Here is a 19529-nt window from a genome sequence, read left to right as displayed (position 1 = left end):
ATGTTTTATGGGCGAAGGCTGACTTCGCTTGTTTCTCTGGAGTAACATTTCATTTGATGCGGCAGGGCTTCGCTGCGAATGACGATTTGCTCGGAAGTGTATTTCACGATGGTGCCAGAATCGACCTGGAAGTAGACACCCATATGATCGAAAGACCATACAAGTACAGGCGATTGAGCCAATGCTGCCGCAAAAAGTTCGCTATCCGTTTCAATAAGCTTCGTTCCGTAAATCATCTAACGCACCTCTGTCGTTTATTTTATGAAGGATGGATACAACATAGGAGACAGCATGAAACTGACAGTTATCACGCCTCGACAAAAAAATCTTTTTTTAAGCCCCCATACTTTGAGGATTTCCTAAAATTTCTAGAATATGACCAATCGATGCTAAAAAAATTTATAGAGCAAGCTGAGCTTTACGCCAGATATTCACTGTTCACAGCATTCGTCCTGCCTGCTATAATGGAAAAGCTCTAATTAATTGACTATCGGTAAAATAATGGATTAGCAGAAGGAGAAAGGGGACAATGTCAGTGATTGTGGTTGGGGGAATGATCGGTCTCGGTAAGACATCGGTAGCCACGCTTCTGGGCCAGGAATTGCAATCGGACGTTTTTTTTGAGAGTGTGGATGATAACCCGATATTGCCGTTATTTTATACGGCTTCGCCGGAGGAGATTGAGAAGAAACGATATCCGTTTCTCCTGCAGCTCCATTTTCTGAATACTCGTTTTCGAGCTATTAAAGCTGCCCTGGTACATAACCAAAATGTGCTGGATCGAAGTATATATGAGGACTGGTATTTCGCTAAGGTAAACCGTCAGTTGAACAGGATCAGTCAGCTTGAATTCGAGATTTATGAGGGACTCGCCGACAATATGATGATGGAACTGGCCGAACTGCCTAAGAAAGCGCCGGACCTCATGGTGTATCTCAAGGCATCCTTTGAAACCGTCATTCATCGAATTGGGCTGCGTGGCAGGAGCTTCGAGCAGGACCAGTCGTTAGTCGACTATTATCGGCACTTGTGGTCTGGCTATGATGAGTGGGTGATGAATCACTATCATGCTTCCGATGTGCTGATTGTGGATATGGATCGTATGGATATCGTGCAGCGTCCAGAAGATGCGATGACATTGGTAAACGATGTCAAGAATAAGCTTCAGGAGCTTGGAGTCCTATAAGCAGAAAGAAGGACTGCCGTCGCGGCAGTCCTTTTGTATATGGTTGCATATCTATAAGCAGTAGAAAAACCAACTGAGAGTAAACATGGCTAGCCATAAAAATGAACTGATCATAAAACCGTTAATCAAACCCCATGCTGTATTCGGATAATCGTTCATTTTATCATCACCCTTCAAAAAGCTCTTTCCTATATAGTATGTAAGCCCTTACAAATTGTCTATGGTTAAATATATTCAGAATAATGAATAAAATGAAACCTAATTCATAGGAAGAAACTACCATTTATTTATAGGCGAATGGTCCTGCAACTTTTTCGGATTATGTATCGTTTTGTGACTGTACGTATCTTTTTTTGTTGCAAATTTTTTAAAAATCATTTATGATACATAATGTATCAATAAACGGCATCGGTTTTTGTAGAAAAATATAAGAAAAGGGTGAATGAATTTGTTGTACATTGTGTGCTACAAAGGTAAACCGCTGAGTGCTCCGATATCTAAGCTGGAAGCATCTGATATGTTACTGAAGTGGAGCCGTTCTTTTTCCAATCTGGAAATTGTGGAAGTGAAGGAGGAAGCGGCCGCTGCAAACCAATAATACGCACGATCAGCCTCTTAACGGATTGAAAAGGATCAATTCCAGTTGAAGCTCCCTCACACGATTAGGTGATGGGAGTTTTTATTTTTTGGTCATGCTATTGGGGAGAGAAGATATTTGGTACAGCGTATAGGGGGAGGGAGAATGCTATGAAAATGAATTTGGGGCCTTGTCGGCTCCAGGATCTGCTCGATAAGAACAACGTTAGTCTTGAGTACCTTGCTTCTCAATTGGCATATAAACGGGAACGAATTCAGGATTTCATTGACAATACACGAGTGATGCCATTAAAAACTGCGATCAGCATTGCCGATACGTTGGGATGCTCTGTGAATGATCTGTACGAATTAATTCCTGTTCCTGTTCCCGTTCCTGAGCTTACGTAGTTCCAATGCAGTGGATTTGTTATCCGACTTAAAGACAAAAGTCACAAGAAATTGTGACTTTTGTGCTATTCTCCACAGTATTTTGCTGAGCCATTTTGTATAATCAGTAACGATCATAATGGATGGAGAGATGAAATCAGATGTCACAACTGCGTTTGAACTGCCGTACCTGTGAGTTTTTTTATAGCGGCAAGTGCATGAATCACAAATCAAATGTGTACTACAATCAGGTTATTCGGGAATACGCGGAGGAAGGAAAGTCTTGTTGGTCTATCTCACTGCAATATTTTACGGCTTTGCTGCACACACTGCCGCTCAAAGATCAACGCTTCATTCAAGACAATGAGGTCAGCATGATCGAATTTATGGAGAGAATTGAAACGGGAGCTTGGGGGAGAAGTGTGAGGCTCCGACAGCAGGATACCGCCATTGACTGCAGAAATTTTGACGGGCTTACCTCGGGAGCTGTCTATGCGGCATTTGTGTAGCGCAGATTTGATAAAATTGTATGAAAACAAACAGAATGTATGGCGTTCTTTGAATATAATGGAATCATACCCAATCCTATGAAAGAGGTGAGGCTCCGAATGCACGAGACTTCAGATATTCAAAATAATAAAGTAATGGCAATTGTAGCTTACATTCTGTTTTTTGTGCCTTTGTTGGCAGCGAGAGAATCCAAATTTGCCATGTATCATGCTAATCAAGGACTTACCTTGTTTATCGTATGCGTTGCTGCTAATTTCATACTAGGCATAATCCCGATTATTGGGTGGATCTTACTACCAATCGCGAATCTCATTATTTTTGTACTAGCGATACTCGGTATCGTAGCTGCCGCTCAAGGTCAAGCGAAGCCGCTGCCAATCATTGGTTCCTTTACTTTATTAAAATAGTTAAAATCGTATCCCAAAAGCTGTCCCGGTACTGCATGCTGCAGTCCGGGATTTTTTTTGAGAACGGGTCCCTTTCTAACTATTTGTCCAAAAAGAGAAAAAACTTGTCTTTTTTTTGATCAATATGTGAATAAATAATGAACAAAAAAAGAAAGTGTGGTATACTACATGTATAAAACAACCTTGTTTGGAGTGATAATATAATGACAACAAGAACTTTAACGGGTATTGAACAGAACGGTAGAGATGTAGCGCGTCTTGTAAAGATGATGACTGTAGCGGCATGGTTGTTGCTGGGTATTGGAATAACGTTAAGTCTGCTTACGATTAACCATTTTAGCGACCGCAATACGGTACTTATGGTAGGCATTGGTTTTATGGTGGGTAGCGTATTCGTATATGTCATTCGCACTGCCATTCATCTGGTGCATTCCCGTATGAGCACACAGACGCCTTCCAATTCCTAACACCTAGCCTTCAACAGCCAGCTCTCTAAGCCGGAAGCTTAGAGAGCTTTTTTGCGTTTTCATCATTGTTTTCACAAGTCAACAAACGTTCTGTGACATTTGTTTTACAGTAAAACGGCGATCATTTGACGTATTTGTTAAGTAGGATGTACTTTTATTCACAATCTGTTAAGGTGAGATTATGAAAAGCGCTTAGGGAGGATTAAGGTATGAACAAATCAAAGAAATGGATAACAAGAGCATTGCCTCTGCTTACGATACTTATGCTTGTTATTCTGACGGGCTGCAGTCATCAAGCAATGGTCCTGGATCCGAAGGGGCCGATCGGAGAGAGTCAGAAGGACTTGATTTATATCTCTTCTATATTCTGTGCAGTCATTCTCGTCCCCGTATTGGCGCTGACCGCATGGATCGTATGGCGTTACCGCGATTCTTCAAACAACAAGGCTCCCTATCAGCCAAATTGGTCTCACAACACATTGCTTGAGACCATATGGTGGGCGATACCGATTATTATAATCGTAGCTCTCGGTGTTGTTACAGTGAAATACACCTACGCACTAGAACCTTCTAAGCCGATTGCATCGAGCAAGAAGCCAATAACTGTGCAAGTGACTTCACTGGATTGGAAGTGGTTGTTCCTATATCCTGAGCAAGGAATTGCTACAGTGAACTATTTACAAATTCCCGAAGATACACCGGTTAAATTCGAATTAACGTCTGATGCGCCGATGAACTCATTTTGGGTGCCGCAATTGGGTGGTCAAATCTATACGATGTCAGGTATGGCCATGACGCTTTATTTGCAAGCGGACGAACCGGGGCATTACTTTGGAACGGGAGCGAATTTCAGCGGAGAGCATTTTGCCGATATGACTTTCGACGTGAATGCTACTTCTGAGCAGGAGTTCGATACTTGGGTTGCTGAAGTGAAGAAGACCAATCCGGCTCTTTCCATGGAGCAGTATGAGACTTTAGCGAAGCCGGCAAGCTCGAAGGAGCAGTTCTATTCTTCCTTCCCAAGCGGATTGTTTCAATATATTGTGACCAAATACTCACCAAACGGTCAAAGCGCACACAGTGGACATATGAACATGAATTCTGAGCAAATGGACATGTCCAAGCAGGAAAAGGCTGTTGAAGATGTGACAAAGCCGCAGGAAGCGGATTATGAGATTCATAACGACCAGTCTGAGCATAAGGGTCATACGGGTCATTAATTAGGGGAGAAAGGAAGTCTGCACATGCTGGATACTATCAAACAGTTTGCATCCGAGTTTTTCGTGACCGGCGATCCATTAATTTTAGGCGCCCAGGTGAGTATCGCACTCGCCATGGTTGCGATCGTCTTCGTGCTCACTTACTTTAGAAAATGGGGATGGCTGTGGACGGAGTGGCTGACAAGCGTCGATCATAAGCGAATCGGCATCATGTACATCATCTGCTCCATCATTATGTTGTTCCGCGGCGGTGTCGACGCACTGCTGATGAGACTTCAGCTCGCGATGCCGAATAATGAATTCTTGCATCCTGAGCATTATAATCAAATCTTTACCACGCACGGCGTCATCATGATTTTGTTTATGGCGATGCCGCTGATGTTCGGGTTATTCAATATCGTGGTTCCTTTGCAAATCGGAGCCCGAGACGTTGCGTATCCATTCCTGAACTCACTCAGCTTCTGGTTATTCTTCTGGGGAGCGATGCTGTTCAACGTATCGTTCGTGATCGGGGGTTCTCCGGATGCCGGTTGGCTGTCATATCCTCCGCTTTCGGAAATGTCCCACAGTCCTGGCGTTGGCGAGAACTTCTATATCTGGGGTATTCAAATCTCCGGTATCGGAAGCTTGGCGACAGGTATTAACTTTATTGTAACGATCATTAAAATGCGTGCACCAGGTATGAAACTTATGAAAATGCCGATGTTCACCTGGTCCGTATTCTCAAGCTGTATCATCATTATTTTCGCGTTTCCGATTTTGACGGTTACCTTGGCGCTATTGTTCTTAGACCGCTTCCTAGGCGCTCATTTCTTCACGATTGACGGCGGCGGTAATCCAATGATGTACTTGAACCTCATCTGGATGTGGGGTCATCCTGAAGTATACATTGTCGTGCTACCTGCGTTCGGTATTTTCTCCGAAGTGGTTGCAACGTTCTCGAAGAAAAAATTGTTTGGGTACACCTCCATGGTTCTGGCGATGATCGGCATTAGCTTGATGTCCTTCTTTACTTGGGCGCATCACTTCTTCACCATGGGTTCCGGCGCGGATGTCAATGCTTTCTTCGCAGTTACGACGATGGCCATTGCCATTCCAACGGGTGTGAAAATTTTAACTGGCTGTTTACGATGTTCCGCGGCAGGATTCGCTTTACGACACCAATGATGTGGACGATCGCGTTCATCCCATGCTTCGTTGTCGGCGGTATGACAGGGGTCTTGCTATCCGTAGCACCTGCAGACTTCCAGTTCCATAACAGTTACTTCTTGATCGCTCACTTCCACCAAGTCTTGATCGGCGGGGTTGCTTTCGGATACTTCGCAGGATTGTACTACTGGTGGCCGAAGATGTTCGGCTTCAAGCTGAACGAGCATCTGGGCAAATGGGCATTCTGGTTATGGAACATCGGTTTCTATGTGTGCTTTATGCCGCAGTACTTCCTAGGTCTTGACGGTATGACACGACGCACGTATACGTACGATTTCGATATGGGCTGGGGACCGCTTAACATGATTTCAACGATTGGCGGCTTCTTAATGGGAGTAGGCTTCCTATTCCAGGTTTGGCAAATCGCTCACAGTATCAAGTTCCAAGAGCGCGATACGACAGGAGACCCATGGGGAGGACGTACATTGGAATGGTCGATTCCATCTCCAGCTCCGATCTACAACTTTGCTGTAGTTCCTGAGGTTCAATCTGTTGATGGGTGGGCAGTGCGCAAGGAGCAAATGGCAAGCAGCAAGAAGACGCAAGCCGCTGTGCATTACGAACCGATTCATATGCCGAAAAATTCCGCCATCCCTTTCATCAAATCTGCGCTGTGGTTCTTCGCAGGCTTCGGATTTGTCTGGGATTGGATGTGGCTCACGATTCCGGCAATGGCTGGAATAGCAATATGCATGCTCGCACGTTCCTTCTCTTACGATACGGATTACTACATTCCGGTTGATGAAATTAAACGGACGGAAGCGGCGTTGAAGGGAGTGAAGGGATAATGGCTCAATCAACAGCTCATGTCGGACATCATCACGATCACGCTCATGATCATGAACATGATCATGAGTCTCTGAAGACGTTCGGATTTTGGATCTTTCTAATTACGGACTGTCTCTTGTTCGGCACCTTGTTTGCGACATATGTCGTGCTGCATGCGAACACCAATGGAGGTCCTACGGCGAAAGAGCTTTTTGAAATGCCGGGGATTATCGCGGAGACGTTCATTCTCCTTACGAGCAGCTTTACAAGCGGGATCGCTGTATTAGCTATGAATAAAGGGAATAAGAAGCAGCTTATAACTTGGCTTGGGATTACAGCGCTGCTGGGAGCGGCGTTCGTAGGGCTTGAATTAAACGAGTTTGTTAAGATGGTTCATGAGGGTGCAACGATTCACACGAGTGCGTTCCTGTCTGGATTCTTTGTATTAGTTTCTACACACGGCTTGCACGTTTCAGTAGGTCTGGTATGGATGATCGGATTGATGTTCCAACTGAACAAACGGGGCATTACAACAGTAACGAAACGAAAAGTGAATGTCATCAGCTTATACTGGCATTTTCTTGACGTAGTATGGATTTTCGTATTCACAGTTGTTTATTTGATGGGGGTGATGTAGGATGGCTCAATCGCAATCAGGTTCACATCATCACGAATCTCACGGTTCGATGAAATCCTATGTGATAGGCTTCGTCCTATCGATTGTTCTGACGATCATCCCGCTTGTTGTGGTTATGAATCACATGCTGACCAAGACGGGAACCGTGTTCCTTATCCTTGTCATGGCTGTTCTGCAGTTTGTTGTTCAGCTTTTCTTCTTCATGCATATTCGTGAAGGCGAGAATGCGCGGTGGAATGTGATGGCCTTGATCTTCGGGCTGGTCATTCTCCTTACGATCGTCGCGGGTTCGATCTGGATCATGACCTACAACCAAGTTGTCCATTAAGAAACAAACATGCTGCCGGCACATAAGTGTCGGCAGCATGTTTTTGTACAATTCAATTTATTTAACGCTTCCATGTATAAAGATCCCACTTCCACGGAACATTAAAGATATTCACCGAGAAGGAGTGATTCTATATGGCAAACAGAAACAACAGCAACACACTAGTCGTCCAACAAGCAAAAGCAGCACTTGAGCAAATGAAGTATGAAGTCGCGCAGGAGCTTGGTATTCAAATCCCGCAAGACGGGTATTACGGATACATGGCAACTCGTGATACAGGCGCAATCGGCGGTCATATCACTCGCAAACTGGTGCAAATCGCCGAACAGCAGTTGACTGGTTTTAAACGATAAGCATCACAACGCTTCCTAGCATAGCAAAAAGACTGGATCACCTTTCTTCCTCCTTAAGGTGATCGCAGTCTTTTTTATTTTGCATAGACAAATTCCAAGAGCTCAGGGAGCGCAGCTTCCCGTTTCTTGTCCAGCCGCGGCTTCTAATGCTTGCGTGTAAACTGGGGCTTAGATACGTAAAATGTCGGTCTTCCTTGCGGATGAACCTCTTGGGGATCCGTTTAAGCCAATTTTTGTGCGCTTCCGTTACTCCTTGGTCAATCAAACCGACAGGAACAGAATAACCATCCGTGTGATCGATCGAAGCAAGCAAACCATAATCCTGGTTTCGATAGCCCGTAATATACACCTCGGTATAAGTCCAATTTATCTTTTTGATCCAAGTCCTCGTCTTTTTTCCCGCTAAATATTTAGCACGCTTTGATTTTATGATGATTCCTTCCAAATTTTCAGCGCGAGCCTGTTCAAACAGCTCCTCAGCTTTACCGACTTTATAGGGTACTTTTTGAAAGGATTCGGTATCCTCGAAGGCTTCTTTCAGCATCTCTTTGCGCTTGGCAAGCGAGAGTGCAGACACGTCAATCCCTTTGTAATGAATCAAATCAAATGCGCAAAAGGTTGCTGGAAGCAATGATTTATTCGATTGAATCCGAGCGGCGACAGCTTCGTAGTCGGCTCTGCCTTGCGAATCTTTCACAATCAACTCGCCGTCTACGATTGTTCCCTCAGGAAACGGACAATTATGTAATTCAGGGAACCTGTGCGTAATATTCCGCCCATCCTTCGTGTAGATGTGCAGCTTGTGGTCTGTGAATGAAACAATACAGCGTATTCCGTCAAGCAGTAGCTCTGCTACATGCTGTTTACTTGTAAACGTTTCTTGACTTAATTCAAGTCCGGTAGAATCGGACTGCACGAGCATCGGAGATATAAACATATGCCTCACCCTTATCCATCGTACACCCGAACGGGCTGTTTGTGTAATGGAAGTTGGAGGGAAGCGGGGAAAATTGAAGGAACGTACATAGATGATAGAACCCGGTCGTAGATATATATCAGCGGAGGTGATTCTGTCATGAAGCATTTCGAAGAGATGATCCGGCAGTCGGAACGTTACGGTGCTCGTAATTACGGGCCGCTTCCTGTAGTGATTACAGCTGCGGAAGGTGTCTGGGTAGAAGATGCTTCTGGAAACAAATATATGGATATGCTCAGCGCGTATTCCGCTCACAATCAAGGTCACCGCCATCCGGCCGTCATTCAAGCGCTGAAGGAACAGGCTGACAAGGTCACGCTGACGTCCAGAGCCTTCCATAGCGAAGTGCTGGGAGACTGGATGGAGCGTCTGTCTGCTCTGTCAGGCAAGGAACGGGTGCTGCCGATGAACACAGGCGCTGAAGCGGTAGAGACGGCTTTGAAAATTGCCCGAAGATGGGCATACGATGTCAAGGGAGTCCCTGATGACCATGCGGAAATCATTGTTTGCGAAGGGAATTTTCATGGCAGGACGCTGTCGGTCACTTCCTTCTCGACGAACGCGGAATATACCCGAGGGTTTGGGCCTTTTACACCCGGTTTTCGCGTGGTTCCTTACGGTGATCTCGATGCACTGTCTGAAGCTATCACAGCAAACACAGCTGCTTTTCTCGTGGAGCCTATTCAAGGGGAGGCTGGCATACGTATTCCGCCTGACGGCTATCTGAGCAATGCCGCGGAGCTGTGTAAGCAGCAGCGGGTTCTGCTTATCGCCGATGAAATACAGACCGGATTCGGCCGCACCGGCAAGCTGTTTGCCTGTCAGTGGGAACAAGTAAATCCGGATATATATACGTTCGGAAAAGCACTAGGTGGAGGTATTCTGCCCATTTCCGCCGTGTGCGCTGACAGCGAGGTCATGGATGTTCTGGAACCCGGCTCTCATGGTTCCACATTTGGAGGCAACCCGCTTGCCTGTGCAGTATCGATCGCAGCGATGAATGTCATCGTAGAGGAACAACTGCCTGACCGCTCTTTGGAGCTAGGTGACTATCTGATTGAACAGCTTCGGCAGCGGCTGACACATCCGCGTGTTAAGGACATACGCGGCAGAGGTCTATTTGTTGGCATTGAGCTCACTGAGGCTGCCAGACTTTACTGCGAAAGGCTTCTGAAAGCCGGTATCTTAGCAAAGGATACCCATATTCACACGGTTCGATTAGCGCCGCCGTTAATTATTGATCAGAGTGAGCTTGATTGGGCGATAGAGAGGGTTGTGAAGGTTTTGAATCAAACTGATGATGCCCAACAGGAGGTGGTTGAACCATGATTCCCTATGCTCCGGAGCCATTGTCGAACTTTGGGGATGAAGCTGTTGCCAAAGCGTTTCAGTCGGCGTTAGACGAGGTTTCACGCCAAGCTGGTCTGGAGGTTCCTCTCGTGATCGGAGGGAAACGAGTGAATACCACCCGCCATATTCGCTCTCTTAACCCTTCCAACCGTAACGAAACGGTAGGCTTGGCCTCGCAAGCTGATGAGCTGTTAGCGGGTGCTGCTGTAGATGCCGCTGAGAAGGCTTATGTGCACTGGTCGCGGGAAACGCCGGAAAGCCGCGCTGATCTGCTGTTAAAAGCGGCTGCTTTACTTAAGCGCCGTAAGCATGAATTCTCGGCATGGCTGGTGCTGGAGGCCGGCAAAAGCAGGGTAGAAGCCGATGCGGATACAGCGGAGGCCATCGATTTTATGGAGTATTACGCCAGACAGGTCGGCAAATTGTCGGCACGGGCTTCTTCAGAGTTATTTGGTGCTAGCGGAGAAATTAACCGTTTGACGTATCTTCCCTTGGGCGTAGGAGTGATAGTATCCCCTTGGAACTTCCCACTGGCTATACTCGCAGGGATGACAACGGCTGCCATTGCCGTAGGCAATACCGTAGTGGTGAAGCCCTCCAGCCAGACCCCGATCATCGCTTATAAGTTCGTTGAGCTGCTTGAAGATGCAGGGATACCTGCAGGTGTTGTCAATTATATGCCGGGAAGTGGAGAAGAAATCGGCGATTACTTGGTACAGCACCCCCGTGTTCGGTTTATTTCCTTTACAGGCTCAAAGGATGTCGGTCTACATATATCCGAGCTCGCGGCTAAAGTATCCCCTGGTCAGAAATGGATCAAAAGATACGTGGCTGAGATGGGCGGCAAAGATGGCATTATCGTTAATCATGATGCGGACCTCGATCTTGCTGCGGCTGGAATCGTGAGTTCTGCATTCGGTTATTCGGGTCAAAAGTGCTCCGCATGCTCGCGGGCGATTGTCCATAAAGATGTATATGACCAAGTGTTGGACAAATGCGTCAAGCTTACTCAAAAGCTGAAAATCGGTGATGTACGTGATGCCGCGAACTTCACAGGACCTGTGATCGATGAAAGAAGCCAGCGCAAAATCATCCAGTACCTGGAGATTGCTAAGCAGGAAGGCAACGTGCTAACCGGAGGCTCGGCGATATCGGCAGACGGATTCTTTATTGAGCCTACGATCGTTGCCGACGTGCAGCCGGATGCCCGTCTCATGCAGGAGGAAATATTCGGTCCCGTGCTTGCATTTGCCAAAGCGGAGAACTGGGACGAAGCGCTGCGCATCGCCAACCAAACAGAATTTGGTCTTACCGGCAGCATCTATGCCAAGAGCAGAGCTGCTATTGAACAAGCGAAAGCACAATTCCATGTCGGTAATCTATATATCAATCGCAAGTGTACGGGGGCTACAGTAGGGGTGCATCCCTTCGGGGGCTTCAATATGTCTGGAACGGATTCCAAGGCGGGCGGTCCGGATTATCTGATGTTATTCACACAGCTGAAACTCGTGTCTGAGCTGCTCTAACAGAAGGGGAAAGGAGCGGGAGCGCATGGGTATGAATGCATTCCTTCGCCAAAGTATCCTGGGCATTGCCAATAACCGGGTGATCCATTCTTGGTTTCGTAAATATGGGTTAGCCTCCGGTGTCAGCCGGTTTGTAGCAGGGAATCATTAGACGCCGCGATTGAAGCCGTGAGGGCTCTGAACAAGGAAGGTCTCCATGTGACACTCGATCTGCTCGGGGAAAGCGTCTCGGACAGAGAGATGGCGGAGAAGGCTGCAAGCGGTATTCTAATGACGCTTGAAGCTATTGCGGGGCACAAGCTGAATTCTCATGTTTCCGTGAAATTGTCCCAATTGGGCGTATGCTTCGACCCAGCCTTTTGTCTGGAGCAGATGAGGCGTATCTGTGCATGCGCCGCTCAATTGGGCATTTTCATCCGGATCGACATGGAAGATTCCAGCTTAACTCAGACGACGCTAGAGCTGTATCGCCAGCTCGCTGCTGAATTTGGCCATGAAACGATCGGAATCGTGATTCAAGCATACTTGTACCGTTCGGAAGAGGATATCGCTGAACTTGTCAAAATGGGGGCTAATGTTCGGATTGTGAAGGGAGCGTACCACGAGCCTCCTGAACTGGCTTTTCCCCGTAAGAAGGACGTGGATTACAATTACTTGCATTTGGCGCAAAGCTTGCTTGCTTCAGGATGTTATACCGCAATTGCTACACATGACGAGCAGATGATTGCCCTGCTGAACATGTTCGCTGAAGCTGAGGACATTGACAGAGAACAGTTTGAATTTCAGATGTTGTATGGGATCCGTCCTGCTCTGCAGCGTCAGCTTGCTAGTGAGGGATATAAAGTGCGAGTCTACACCCCGTTCGGAGATCAGTGGTACCCGTACTTTACTAGACGCATCGCCGAAAGACCGGCGAACCTGTGGTTCGTTGCCAAAGGACTGTTCGCCAAATAGGGGAGGTGCTGCAAACATGAATCCCGGACTCTATCCGAATGTGGCTATCATTGGCGTCCCTATGGATTTGGGGGCGGATCGCAGAGGGGTCGATATGGGGCCGAGCGCCATCCGTTGCGCAGGACTTGAGAAAAGCCTGCTGAATCTTGGCTATCAGCTCTTTGACCAAGGAGATCTAGTTGTACGAAGGCATGCAGCGACTGCTAGCTGTCCTTCTCCGCAAGGAGTCGGCAGTCTGAAGTATTTAGATGAAATCGCACGCGTGAACGGTGAGCTTAGCGTCGCGGTCGATCATGCGATGCAGCAAGGTATGTTCCCGTTAGTACTTGGTGGCGATCACAGTATCGCTATCGGTTCCCTGTCGGGCGTTAGACAGCATCACGAGGAAGTCGGAGTCATCTGGTTTGATTCACATGGAGATGTGAATACGGCATCTACTTCACCGTCAGGCAATATTCATGGTATGTCTCTTGCGGTTGCCTTAGGTCATGGGGATCCCAAGCTGACGGCCATCGGAGGGGATTTTCCCAAGGTGAAGCCCGAGCATGTGGCGATTGTGGGGGCAAGGTCGCTGGATCCTGGAGAGAAGGCATATTTAAAACAGAGGGGCATACTTGTATTTACGATGCACGAAATTGACCGTCTAGGCATGTCCAGAGTGATGGAGCAGGCCATCGAGCAGGTATCTCGCGGAACGTCAGGCGTTCATCTAAGCCTGGATCTGGACGGACTGGATCCTGGATATGCACCGGGTGTTGGAACTCCCGTTCCTGGGGGCCTGACGGCTCGCGAGAGCTTCCTCGCCATGGAGATGCTCTCCGATGCGGGTGTGCTGGTCAGTGCGGAATTCGTCGAGATCAATCCGATCCTGGACCATCGGAATCAAACCGCGAAGCTGGCTGTATCGTTAATTGCTTCGTTGTTTGGGGAAAGAATTCTGTAGGGGTGGACCTGATTAGTCATCAGCAATTGGAGAAAAGCTGCGAAAACTTGTAATGGACCCTACTTGATCGACAAATGGAGTCTAGACAGGATAGTATTCCTATCTAGACTCTTTGTTTGCCAATTTTCTAAAACGATTATGGCTATTGGCGCTGCTTGGATTCCTGTTTTTCTTGTTGGACTGCACGGTCTCCATATTGATCCAGACGGGAAGGACTGCTAGCCGGACCATTGTTCTTTGGTTTATTGTTTCTGCCACTCATGTTTATCACCTCCAGAGATACAGGATTTGCAATTGCGGATAGAAACATGCGCAGGACTCGATAAAAACTATTGTCAATTTCCTACGGAACATGATACATTATGTATCAGATACGTATTGTATCATCTTGATTGGGGAGGAGAGGAATGATTCGCCCAGGACAACGATTTCGCAACCATCTCGATGACCATCTGGTTCATCTGCACAAGAATTTGTATATCAGTCCGTCTGATCCCATGTACTATGACAAGGTGATCCGTTATGTCGACCCGAATTCCCCCGAAGCGCATTACAAGCTTGGGCAGCGGTATCAGGCTAGCGGAAACCGCAAGAGAGCGATTTTCCATTATAAGCAGGTATTGAAGACCTACCCGTCTCCGTTTTATTCTGCTGCGAATCGAGCCATTTATGAGCTGGAGAATTCCCATACAGCTTTGATGGAAACAGCTGCAGCAGCTGAAGCGGGACATGCTAGGAAACCAATCCTGCCTCCTTTTATGAAAACGCTTCTGATCGTACTGTTCATTGTCAACTTGATGCTGCTGACTTTGTTTTTTGGAGATAAAGCCATTGGTACCACCGTATCGAGATTGATGAAGTGGGGCACAGGGAGTTCTGTCACGTATGAGACGGTAGATGTGCCATACATCATGTACATATCCCCGGATACAGCGAAATCCGATTTGGAGTCAACCCTTCATAAAAAGGCGCTGGAGCTGTCAGATGATCTGCCGGATCAGAATATCATGATTTATGGACTTGCAGCCACAAGCCGCGGCGATATCGGGAAAACGGTGCTACTCACAAATGATGAAATGATGAAAAGCGCTTTTGTTATTGCTGAGTATCATCCTGCTACGGACAGCACGGTCAAAATCCGCTTTTTAAACCCGCAATACAGCCAGCACCAGCCGCAAAGCGCGCTTGGTGCTAATTTTGTTCGCACGGCATTAGAGAGCTACCGCTCCGACCATGGCTATTTGCCCAGTAGCTTGGAAGAGCTCTTTCAGAGCTATCCCGATAATTACATCAGCTTCATCCCGTTAGAAGCCGTATCCGGCAGTGCCGACATATCTCCTATTTATGATGGTACAGGGGGTGGGTTTACAATTCTGCCGCAGAGATGCTGAACGCTGCTTTTTATGCCAATGTGCCTGGAGGTCAGAACGAGCCCTTCGAGCCGCTATATGTGGAAATCAGCAAATCCACTCACCGGCTCATGCTGATGAACGGCTCTGAAATAATGTGGGACAAAGCTGTAGGATTAGGGAAGGAAGGCAGTACGCCCGAAGGCGACTTTATAGTCAAAGAGCGCGTACTCGATCCGTTAGGCAGTAAACCTGGAGTGTACGGCTCTGCAGGGCTTGGATTAGGCAGCTTTGCCATTCATGGAACGAATGACCCTTCTTCGATAGGAGTAGATCTCTCCAAGGGATGTATTCGCATGTCCAATGAGGATGTGAGACAGCTCTATAATTTTGTACCGAAAGGAACCAAGGTTCATATTGCAGCGAATTCTTCACAGGGAAGCCCAGAAAGTCAAACAGTGAATCTTCAGCAGTTGCTGCCGAACACGCTGCCGCAGCTTGACGAAACACCGGTGCATACCGTTTTTCACTGGCTAGGCTAAATTCTTTGCAGAATTGGGCGCTGCTTTGTCACAACATCGTTTCGTGTTTCGTCCTGTAGGTGTGCAACTAACAAACCTATGGGAGGAAATGAATATGAAACAAAGAATGAATTATGCGCAGGAATATCCAGAAGCTTATCAAGCCATGTTGGGTCTGGAGCAGTTCGTCAAACAAAGCGGGCTAAGCACGACGCTACTTGAACTTGTCAAGCTGAGAGCTTCCCAAATCAACGGCTGTGCGTTTTGCTTGAACATGCATGCGAGGGATGCCAGGAAATACGGGGAGACCGAACAGCGGATCTATCTGCTTAACGCCTGGAGAGAGGCTCCGATCTATTCGCCTTCCGAAAGAGCAGCGCTTGCTTTGACAGAGGCGGTTACGCGTATTGCTGAGGGAGGAGTGCCTCAGGAGATCTATGACGAAGCCGCTTATCACTTTAACGGCAAGGAGTTAACAGCTTTACTGATGGCGATTAATGCCATTAATTGCTGGAACCGTCTCGCTGTTGCTACCGGAATGATTCCTGATTAATTCTGTTAAATAAAATCGAAAGCCGCAGGCTCCGTGTACAAACGGGTGCTTGCGGCTATTTGCTTTCTTTTCAGAATTAATAACAAACGGGGAAGGCTCCCGTAAAGTTCCTGTACTAGCTTCGAAGTAGAGGCTCCAGTATGTTGGGTACTCTTAACGTGTTAAGCTTTTAAGTGCTCCGGATTCAACTGTTCCAGCTCGGCTACTACGAATCTGCCGTCTTTGCGAATCAGCACATCGTCAAAGTAGATTTCACCGCCGCCGTATTCAGGGCGCTGAATAAGCACCAAATCCCAGTGGACAGAGGAGCGGTTCGTATTATCGGCTTGTTCATAGGCTTGACCGGGCGTGAAGTGAATACTGCCGTCGATTTTCTCGTCAAACAAAATATCTTTCATCGGATGCTGGATATACGGATTTACGCCTATAGCGAATTCACCGATATACCGCGCACCTTCATCCGTGTCCAAAATATCATTCAGTTTTTTCGTGTTGTTGCTGTTCGCTTCCACGATTTTACCTTTTTCAAAGCGGAGTACGATGTTTTCGAAGGATGAACCTGAATAGATCGTCGGGGTATTGTAGCTGATTACACCGTTCACGGAATCTTTGACAGGAGCGGTATAGACCTCGCCATCCGGTATATTTCTTCGTCCAGAGCAAGGGACGGCGCCAATGCCTTTAATGGAAAAGCTGAGATCCGTTCCAGGCGAAACGATGCGGACACGGTCCGTCCTGTTCATGAGATTGACTAAGGACTCCATGGCCTTCGCCATTTTGCTGTAATCCAAATTGCATACATTGAAATAGAAATCTTCAAATGCTTCCGTGCTCATACTGGCAAGCTGGGCCATGGAAGGGTTCGGATAGCGCATGACACACCATTTCGTATGATTAATTCTTTCATTAAAGATAGGCCTTTGAAAATAGGTCAAATACAGCTTCATTTGATCGTCCGGCACATCGGAGGATTCCGTAATGTTATCCCCGCTGCGAACAGCAACGTAAGCATCCATCTTTTTCATTCGCACGAGCTCGAACTCAGACCACATCGTCATTTGTTCTTGTGTGGCGTGCAGCTGCATACTGCGAGTAATTGCCGGGTCCCTGAGCTCGATGAACGGGTTGCCTCCCGCTGCGCGGGCTTCCTCAATCAGACACTTGGCCAGCTCGGGGTCCTTGACTCCGATCATTTCAATAAGTAGGTTCTCGCCGGGTTGAAGATTTACCGAATATCGAATAATATTGCGTGCGAAGATTAGAAGTCTTGGATCTCTCATAATAAAAGGTGCTCCCTTTTGCAAGTATTGGTACTATCAAAGTATAGCTTATTCCTAATGGGGATGCGAATATACGTGGAGTCAAGCATTCGTGAGCCGTAATACGGATATGCTACAAGAGAAATGGCGAAAGAGGGAGGAGGATTTCAGTATGGCAAAAGTCAAATCAAGGTTCCTTACGGCTATGAGCCTCCAGCTCAGTCACGAAGAGGCACACTGTTTATCATGGAAACCTTTGAGGACTGGAATGAGGAGGATATGGCTGCTCTGATGAATTGGGCGAATCAGCGTAATTTTGCCCGTGTGGTTCTTTACCCTCAGCACGAAGAGACACTGCGCAGAATGAGTATTAGCAGTGAAGCTCCCTATCACGCAAGAATGAAGCACCTGGAAGAGCTTGCAAAGCAATCGGCTTGGGAGGTACCGCTTCATATTGACAGCTGGGAAGGGAAGAGGAAGAAGTATACCCCCATGGATACATCGCTAAACTTTCTTACCGATAAATACCACGGCCCTTACTTCTTGTGCATCAGTGATCGGTATGCTAATTTGTTTGTGACCTACTCCTCCTTCGACCAGTGGATCAAGAAACTTAGACTTGTGATTATGAGCAGATACCACGTCCCATTGAATGACAAAATCGCTGCGTATCAGGACCGTTTGGAAGTAGTGGATTTTCAGCATGCTTCTATTCTAGAAGATTAGCTTCTAGGGTGCATCGCAAGCGTCACGAATGCATCGTAAACTTTTCGAATGTATCGCAAACTTTTTGAATGCATCGTAAAAAGACACTCCGCCTGTTCCTCGGAACGGCATGAGTGTCTTTTTCATTAACGTCTAGTAAAGAAGCTCTTACACGTTTGCTGCATGATCGGTCATGTAACGTTCTGTAAGAATGGTCAACATGTGAATGCCAATCTCGTTTTCTCCGCCTTCAGGAATAATGATATCCGCATATTTCTTGGCAGGCTCGATAAAGGCGTCGTGCATGGGTTTAACGGTTGTCAAATATTGATCAAAGACGGATTCGAGCGTTCGTCCTCTTTCATTAATATCGCGCGACAGTCTCCTTAGGATACGTACATCCGGATCCGTGTCTACAAATACCTTGATATCAAGTGCAGCTCTTAGATCGGCATCGGTTAAGACATGAATGCCTTCCAGCAGAACGATGGGCTTGACCTCAATGCGAAGGGTTTGCGTGCTTCTAGAGTGGGTAGCAAAGTCATATATCGGTATATCTACGGCTTGGCCGTTTCTTAGTTCATCCAGTTGCTGAAGCAGCAGCCGGTTATCAAAGGCATTCGGATGATCGTAATTGATTCGTTCCCGCTCGGCAAATGATAGTCCGCTATGATGAAGATAATAATTGTCCTGCGAGATGAGTGTGACGTTCGCACCGCCTAATTTATTCATAATGGAACGGGCGACTGTCGTTTTTCCGGATCCCTGCCTCCGGCAATACCAATAACAAGCATGAAATGTAGTGCCTCCCCAAGTGACGTAAGCTTATTCATCCCATAGTGTAACACAATGAATGCCGTTTGAAAAAGAAGTTCCAAAGAAGTCGAATAGCTAGGAAATAATAGGAAGAAAGCGACCGCTATAACGATCGCTTTGCCCGGACTATTTCAAGGAATTATCGGATTTGCTTTGGCGTGTGAAACTTGTTTTGATTGGCTTCTACATCCTGGGATGCTTGGTGCAGTTGCTCCAGGGTTTGGCGGATTTGCGGACCATACTGTTCATTATTGAAAGTCTCCAATTGCTCACAGGCCTCAGCAACCTGATGCTTTGCTTGCTCAAGTGCAGCTTGAGCGGACTGAATAGCCTGCGGATCAGCTTTGGTCATGGCAGTTTGCAGATTATGCTCTGCTTTCTGCGCAACCATGATGGCTTGTTCAGCCGCTTCTTTCGCATGTCGGATCGGCTCTTGATGCTGTCTTGTATCAACCATAAGAATGAACCTCCTAATAGAGTTGTTAGCGACACTGGGTTCGGCTTCTTGCCCATTACTACATTGCTCCAA

The 19529-nt window shown here is 46.9% G+C and carries 23 protein-coding genes and 2 pseudogenes; 20 read left to right on the top strand and 5 right to left on the bottom strand.

Annotated features, from left to right (window positions below):
- Window positions 1–5: 5 nt before the first annotated feature.
- Window positions 6–236 carry a hypothetical protein gene (locus L0M14_RS12840; RefSeq protein WP_235122439.1) on the bottom strand — a complete coding sequence of 77 codons (231 nt, stop codon included), beginning with the start codon at window positions 234–236 and terminating at the stop codon, window positions 6–8.
- A 293-nt stretch (window positions 237–529) separates the two neighbouring features.
- On the opposite strand from L0M14_RS12840, the gene L0M14_RS12835 reads away from it, so the two are divergent.
- From L0M14_RS12835 to L0M14_RS12785, 11 genes and pseudogenes are all read left to right on the top strand, one after another.
- On the top strand, window positions 530–1186 hold the full coding sequence (locus L0M14_RS12835) for a deoxynucleoside kinase (RefSeq protein WP_235122438.1): 657 nt from the start codon (window positions 530–532) through the stop codon (window positions 1184–1186).
- Window positions 1187–1628: 442 nt separating this feature from the next.
- On the top strand, window positions 1629–1784 hold the full coding sequence (locus tag L0M14_RS12830) for a hypothetical protein (protein ID WP_235122437.1): 156 nt from the start codon (window positions 1629–1631) through the stop codon (window positions 1782–1784).
- A 149-nt stretch (window positions 1785–1933) separates the two neighbouring features.
- Window positions 1934–2170: a helix-turn-helix domain-containing protein gene (locus tag L0M14_RS12825; RefSeq protein WP_235122436.1), complete on the top strand. Its 237-nt coding sequence runs from the start codon at window positions 1934–1936 to the stop codon at window positions 2168–2170.
- Window positions 2171–2367: 197 nt separating this feature from the next.
- A complete protein-coding gene (locus tag L0M14_RS12820; RefSeq protein ID WP_235122435.1) occupies window positions 2368–2658 on the top strand; it encodes a hypothetical protein in 291 nt (96 codons plus the stop codon).
- Between the two features lie 99 nt (window positions 2659–2757).
- Window positions 2758–3066, top strand: a complete 309-nt coding sequence (locus tag L0M14_RS12815; protein WP_235122434.1) for a DUF4870 domain-containing protein — start codon at window positions 2758–2760, stop codon at window positions 3064–3066.
- 203 nt (window positions 3067–3269) lie between these two features.
- Entirely contained in the window at window positions 3270–3533 is a 264-nt protein-coding gene (locus L0M14_RS12810; protein WP_235122433.1) for a hypothetical protein, read from the top strand.
- Between the two features lie 209 nt (window positions 3534–3742).
- Window positions 3743–4753 (top strand): ubiquinol oxidase subunit II, encoded by a 1011-nt coding sequence (cyoA, locus tag L0M14_RS12805; protein WP_235122432.1) that lies wholly within the window; start codon window positions 3743–3745, stop codon window positions 4751–4753.
- 24 nt (window positions 4754–4777) lie between these two features.
- Window positions 4778–6750: pseudogene (locus tag L0M14_RS12800) on the top strand (cbb3-type cytochrome c oxidase subunit I).
- Window positions 6750–7367, top strand: coding sequence for a cytochrome o ubiquinol oxidase subunit III (gene cyoC, locus L0M14_RS12795; protein ID WP_235122431.1), 618 nt, complete (start codon window positions 6750–6752; stop codon window positions 7365–7367). Before L0M14_RS12800 ends, cyoC begins: the two are co-directional and overlap by 1 nt.
- Before the next feature lies 1 nt (window position 7368).
- On the top strand, window positions 7369–7695 hold the full coding sequence (gene cyoD / locus L0M14_RS12790; RefSeq protein WP_235122430.1) for a cytochrome o ubiquinol oxidase subunit IV: 327 nt from the start codon (window positions 7369–7371) through the stop codon (window positions 7693–7695).
- A gap of 134 nt (window positions 7696–7829) precedes the next feature.
- Window positions 7830–8048, top strand: a complete 219-nt coding sequence (locus L0M14_RS12785; RefSeq protein ID WP_235122429.1) for an alpha/beta-type small acid-soluble spore protein — start codon at window positions 7830–7832, stop codon at window positions 8046–8048.
- Window positions 8049–8085: 37 nt separating this feature from the next.
- On the opposite strand, the gene L0M14_RS12780 is transcribed toward L0M14_RS12785, so the two are convergent.
- Window positions 8086–8985: an ATP-dependent DNA ligase gene (locus L0M14_RS12780; protein WP_235122428.1), complete on the bottom strand. Its 900-nt coding sequence runs from the start codon at window positions 8983–8985 to the stop codon at window positions 8086–8088.
- A gap of 138 nt (window positions 8986–9123) precedes the next feature.
- Between L0M14_RS12780 and L0M14_RS12775 the strand changes: the two genes are divergently transcribed.
- The 8 genes from L0M14_RS12775 (at window position 9124) to L0M14_RS12745 (ending at window position 16220) form a co-directional block, all read left to right on the top strand.
- The gene (locus tag L0M14_RS12775) at window positions 9124–10353 is read left to right on the top strand and encodes an ornithine--oxo-acid transaminase (RefSeq protein WP_235122427.1); all 1230 of its coding nucleotides are present in this window, start codon (window positions 9124–9126) and stop codon (window positions 10351–10353) included.
- Window positions 10350–11900, top strand: a complete 1551-nt coding sequence (gene pruA, locus L0M14_RS12770; RefSeq protein WP_235122426.1) for an L-glutamate gamma-semialdehyde dehydrogenase — start codon at window positions 10350–10352, stop codon at window positions 11898–11900. The genes L0M14_RS12775 and pruA overlap by 4 nt, the downstream gene beginning before the upstream one ends.
- Window positions 11901–11925: 25 nt before the next feature.
- The gene (locus L0M14_RS31020; RefSeq protein ID WP_260115466.1) at window positions 11926–12051 is read left to right on the top strand and encodes a hypothetical protein; all 126 of its coding nucleotides are present in this window, start codon (window positions 11926–11928) and stop codon (window positions 12049–12051) included.
- 47 nt (window positions 12052–12098) lie between these two features.
- Window positions 12099–12854, top strand: a complete 756-nt coding sequence (locus L0M14_RS12765) for a proline dehydrogenase family protein (protein ID WP_235122425.1) — start codon at window positions 12099–12101, stop codon at window positions 12852–12854.
- A gap of 16 nt (window positions 12855–12870) precedes the next feature.
- Complete coding sequence (rocF, locus tag L0M14_RS12760; RefSeq protein WP_235122424.1) at window positions 12871–13797, top strand: arginase; 927 nt, start codon at window positions 12871–12873, stop codon at window positions 13795–13797.
- A gap of 407 nt (window positions 13798–14204) precedes the next feature.
- The gene (locus L0M14_RS12755) at window positions 14205–15188 is read left to right on the top strand and encodes a tetratricopeptide repeat protein (protein ID WP_235122423.1); all 984 of its coding nucleotides are present in this window, start codon (window positions 14205–14207) and stop codon (window positions 15186–15188) included.
- Window positions 15182–15688: a L,D-transpeptidase gene (locus tag L0M14_RS12750; protein ID WP_235122422.1), complete on the top strand. Its 507-nt coding sequence runs from the start codon at window positions 15182–15184 to the stop codon at window positions 15686–15688. Before L0M14_RS12755 ends, L0M14_RS12750 begins: the two co-directional genes overlap by 7 nt.
- A 94-nt stretch (window positions 15689–15782) precedes the next feature.
- Window positions 15783–16220 carry a carboxymuconolactone decarboxylase family protein gene (locus L0M14_RS12745; RefSeq protein ID WP_235122421.1) on the top strand — a complete coding sequence of 146 codons (438 nt, stop codon included), beginning with the start codon at window positions 15783–15785 and terminating at the stop codon, window positions 16218–16220.
- Window positions 16221–16381: 161 nt separating this feature from the next.
- Here L0M14_RS12745 and L0M14_RS12740 read toward each other — a convergent pair whose 3' ends face one another.
- Window positions 16382–17500 carry an aminopeptidase gene (locus L0M14_RS12740; RefSeq protein WP_235122420.1) on the bottom strand — a complete coding sequence of 373 codons (1119 nt, stop codon included), beginning with the start codon at window positions 17498–17500 and terminating at the stop codon, window positions 16382–16384.
- 123 nt (window positions 17501–17623) lie between these two features.
- On the opposite strand from L0M14_RS12740, the gene L0M14_RS12735 reads away from it, so the two are divergent.
- Window positions 17624–18205: a hypothetical protein gene (locus tag L0M14_RS12735; RefSeq protein ID WP_235122419.1), complete on the top strand. Its 582-nt coding sequence runs from the start codon at window positions 17624–17626 to the stop codon at window positions 18203–18205.
- 147 nt (window positions 18206–18352) lie between these two features.
- On the opposite strand, the pseudogene udk reads toward L0M14_RS12735, so the two are convergent.
- Together udk and L0M14_RS12725 are read right to left on the bottom strand one after the other, a co-directional pair.
- Window positions 18353–18978: pseudogene (gene udk / locus L0M14_RS12730) on the bottom strand (uridine kinase).
- Between the two features lie 161 nt (window positions 18979–19139).
- Window positions 19140–19457: a hypothetical protein gene (locus L0M14_RS12725; RefSeq protein ID WP_235122418.1), complete on the bottom strand. Its 318-nt coding sequence runs from the start codon at window positions 19455–19457 to the stop codon at window positions 19140–19142.
- Window positions 19458–19529 lie beyond the last annotated feature (72 nt).

This window comes from Paenibacillus hexagrammi (assembly GCF_021513275.1).
Taxonomy (GTDB): domain Bacteria; phylum Bacillota; class Bacilli; order Paenibacillales; family NBRC-103111; genus Paenibacillus_E; species Paenibacillus_E hexagrammi.
Note: the sequence above shows the minus strand (reverse complement) of the source record. Positions and strands in the feature narration are given on the sequence as shown.

Excerpts from the sequence above, each read along its gene's own strand:
- L0M14_RS12840 (WP_235122439.1), bottom strand. The coding sequence starts at position 236 with ATGATTTACGGAACGAAGCTTATTGAAACGGATAGCGAACTTTTTGCG.
- L0M14_RS12835 (WP_235122438.1), top strand. The coding sequence starts at position 530 with ATGTCAGTGATTGTGGTTGGGGGAATGATCGGTCTCGGTAAGACATCG.
- L0M14_RS12830 (WP_235122437.1), top strand. The coding sequence starts at position 1,629 with ATGAATTTGTTGTACATTGTGTGCTACAAAGGTAAACCGCTGAGTGCT.
- L0M14_RS12825 (WP_235122436.1), top strand. The coding sequence starts at position 1,934 with ATGAAAATGAATTTGGGGCCTTGTCGGCTCCAGGATCTGCTCGATAAG.
- L0M14_RS12820 (WP_235122435.1), top strand. The coding sequence starts at position 2,368 with ATGAATCACAAATCAAATGTGTACTACAATCAGGTTATTCGGGAATAC.
- L0M14_RS12815 (WP_235122434.1), top strand. The coding sequence starts at position 2,758 with ATGCACGAGACTTCAGATATTCAAAATAATAAAGTAATGGCAATTGTA.
- L0M14_RS12810 (WP_235122433.1), top strand. The coding sequence starts at position 3,270 with ATGACAACAAGAACTTTAACGGGTATTGAACAGAACGGTAGAGATGTA.
- cyoA (WP_235122432.1), top strand. The coding sequence starts at position 3,743 with ATGAACAAATCAAAGAAATGGATAACAAGAGCATTGCCTCTGCTTACG.
- cyoC (WP_235122431.1), top strand. The coding sequence starts at position 6,750 with ATGGCTCAATCAACAGCTCATGTCGGACATCATCACGATCACGCTCAT.
- cyoD (WP_235122430.1), top strand. The coding sequence starts at position 7,369 with ATGGCTCAATCGCAATCAGGTTCACATCATCACGAATCTCACGGTTCG.
- L0M14_RS12785 (WP_235122429.1), top strand. The coding sequence starts at position 7,830 with ATGGCAAACAGAAACAACAGCAACACACTAGTCGTCCAACAAGCAAAA.
- L0M14_RS12780 (WP_235122428.1), bottom strand. The coding sequence starts at position 8,985 with ATGTTTATATCTCCGATGCTCGTGCAGTCCGATTCTACCGGACTTGAA.
- L0M14_RS12775 (WP_235122427.1), top strand. The coding sequence starts at position 9,124 with ATGAAGCATTTCGAAGAGATGATCCGGCAGTCGGAACGTTACGGTGCT.
- pruA (WP_235122426.1), top strand. The coding sequence starts at position 10,350 with ATGATTCCCTATGCTCCGGAGCCATTGTCGAACTTTGGGGATGAAGCT.
- L0M14_RS31020 (WP_260115466.1), top strand. The coding sequence starts at position 11,926 with ATGGGTATGAATGCATTCCTTCGCCAAAGTATCCTGGGCATTGCCAAT.
- rocF (WP_235122424.1), top strand. The coding sequence starts at position 12,871 with ATGAATCCCGGACTCTATCCGAATGTGGCTATCATTGGCGTCCCTATG.
- L0M14_RS12755 (WP_235122423.1), top strand. The coding sequence starts at position 14,205 with ATGATTCGCCCAGGACAACGATTTCGCAACCATCTCGATGACCATCTG.
- L0M14_RS12750 (WP_235122422.1), top strand. The coding sequence starts at position 15,182 with ATGCTGAACGCTGCTTTTTATGCCAATGTGCCTGGAGGTCAGAACGAG.
- L0M14_RS12745 (WP_235122421.1), top strand. The coding sequence starts at position 15,783 with ATGAAACAAAGAATGAATTATGCGCAGGAATATCCAGAAGCTTATCAA.
- L0M14_RS12740 (WP_235122420.1), bottom strand. The coding sequence starts at position 17,500 with ATGAGAGATCCAAGACTTCTAATCTTCGCACGCAATATTATTCGATAT.
- L0M14_RS12735 (WP_235122419.1), top strand. The coding sequence starts at position 17,624 with ATGGCGAAAGAGGGAGGAGGATTTCAGTATGGCAAAAGTCAAATCAAG.
- L0M14_RS12725 (WP_235122418.1), bottom strand. The coding sequence starts at position 19,457 with ATGGTTGATACAAGACAGCATCAAGAGCCGATCCGACATGCGAAAGAA.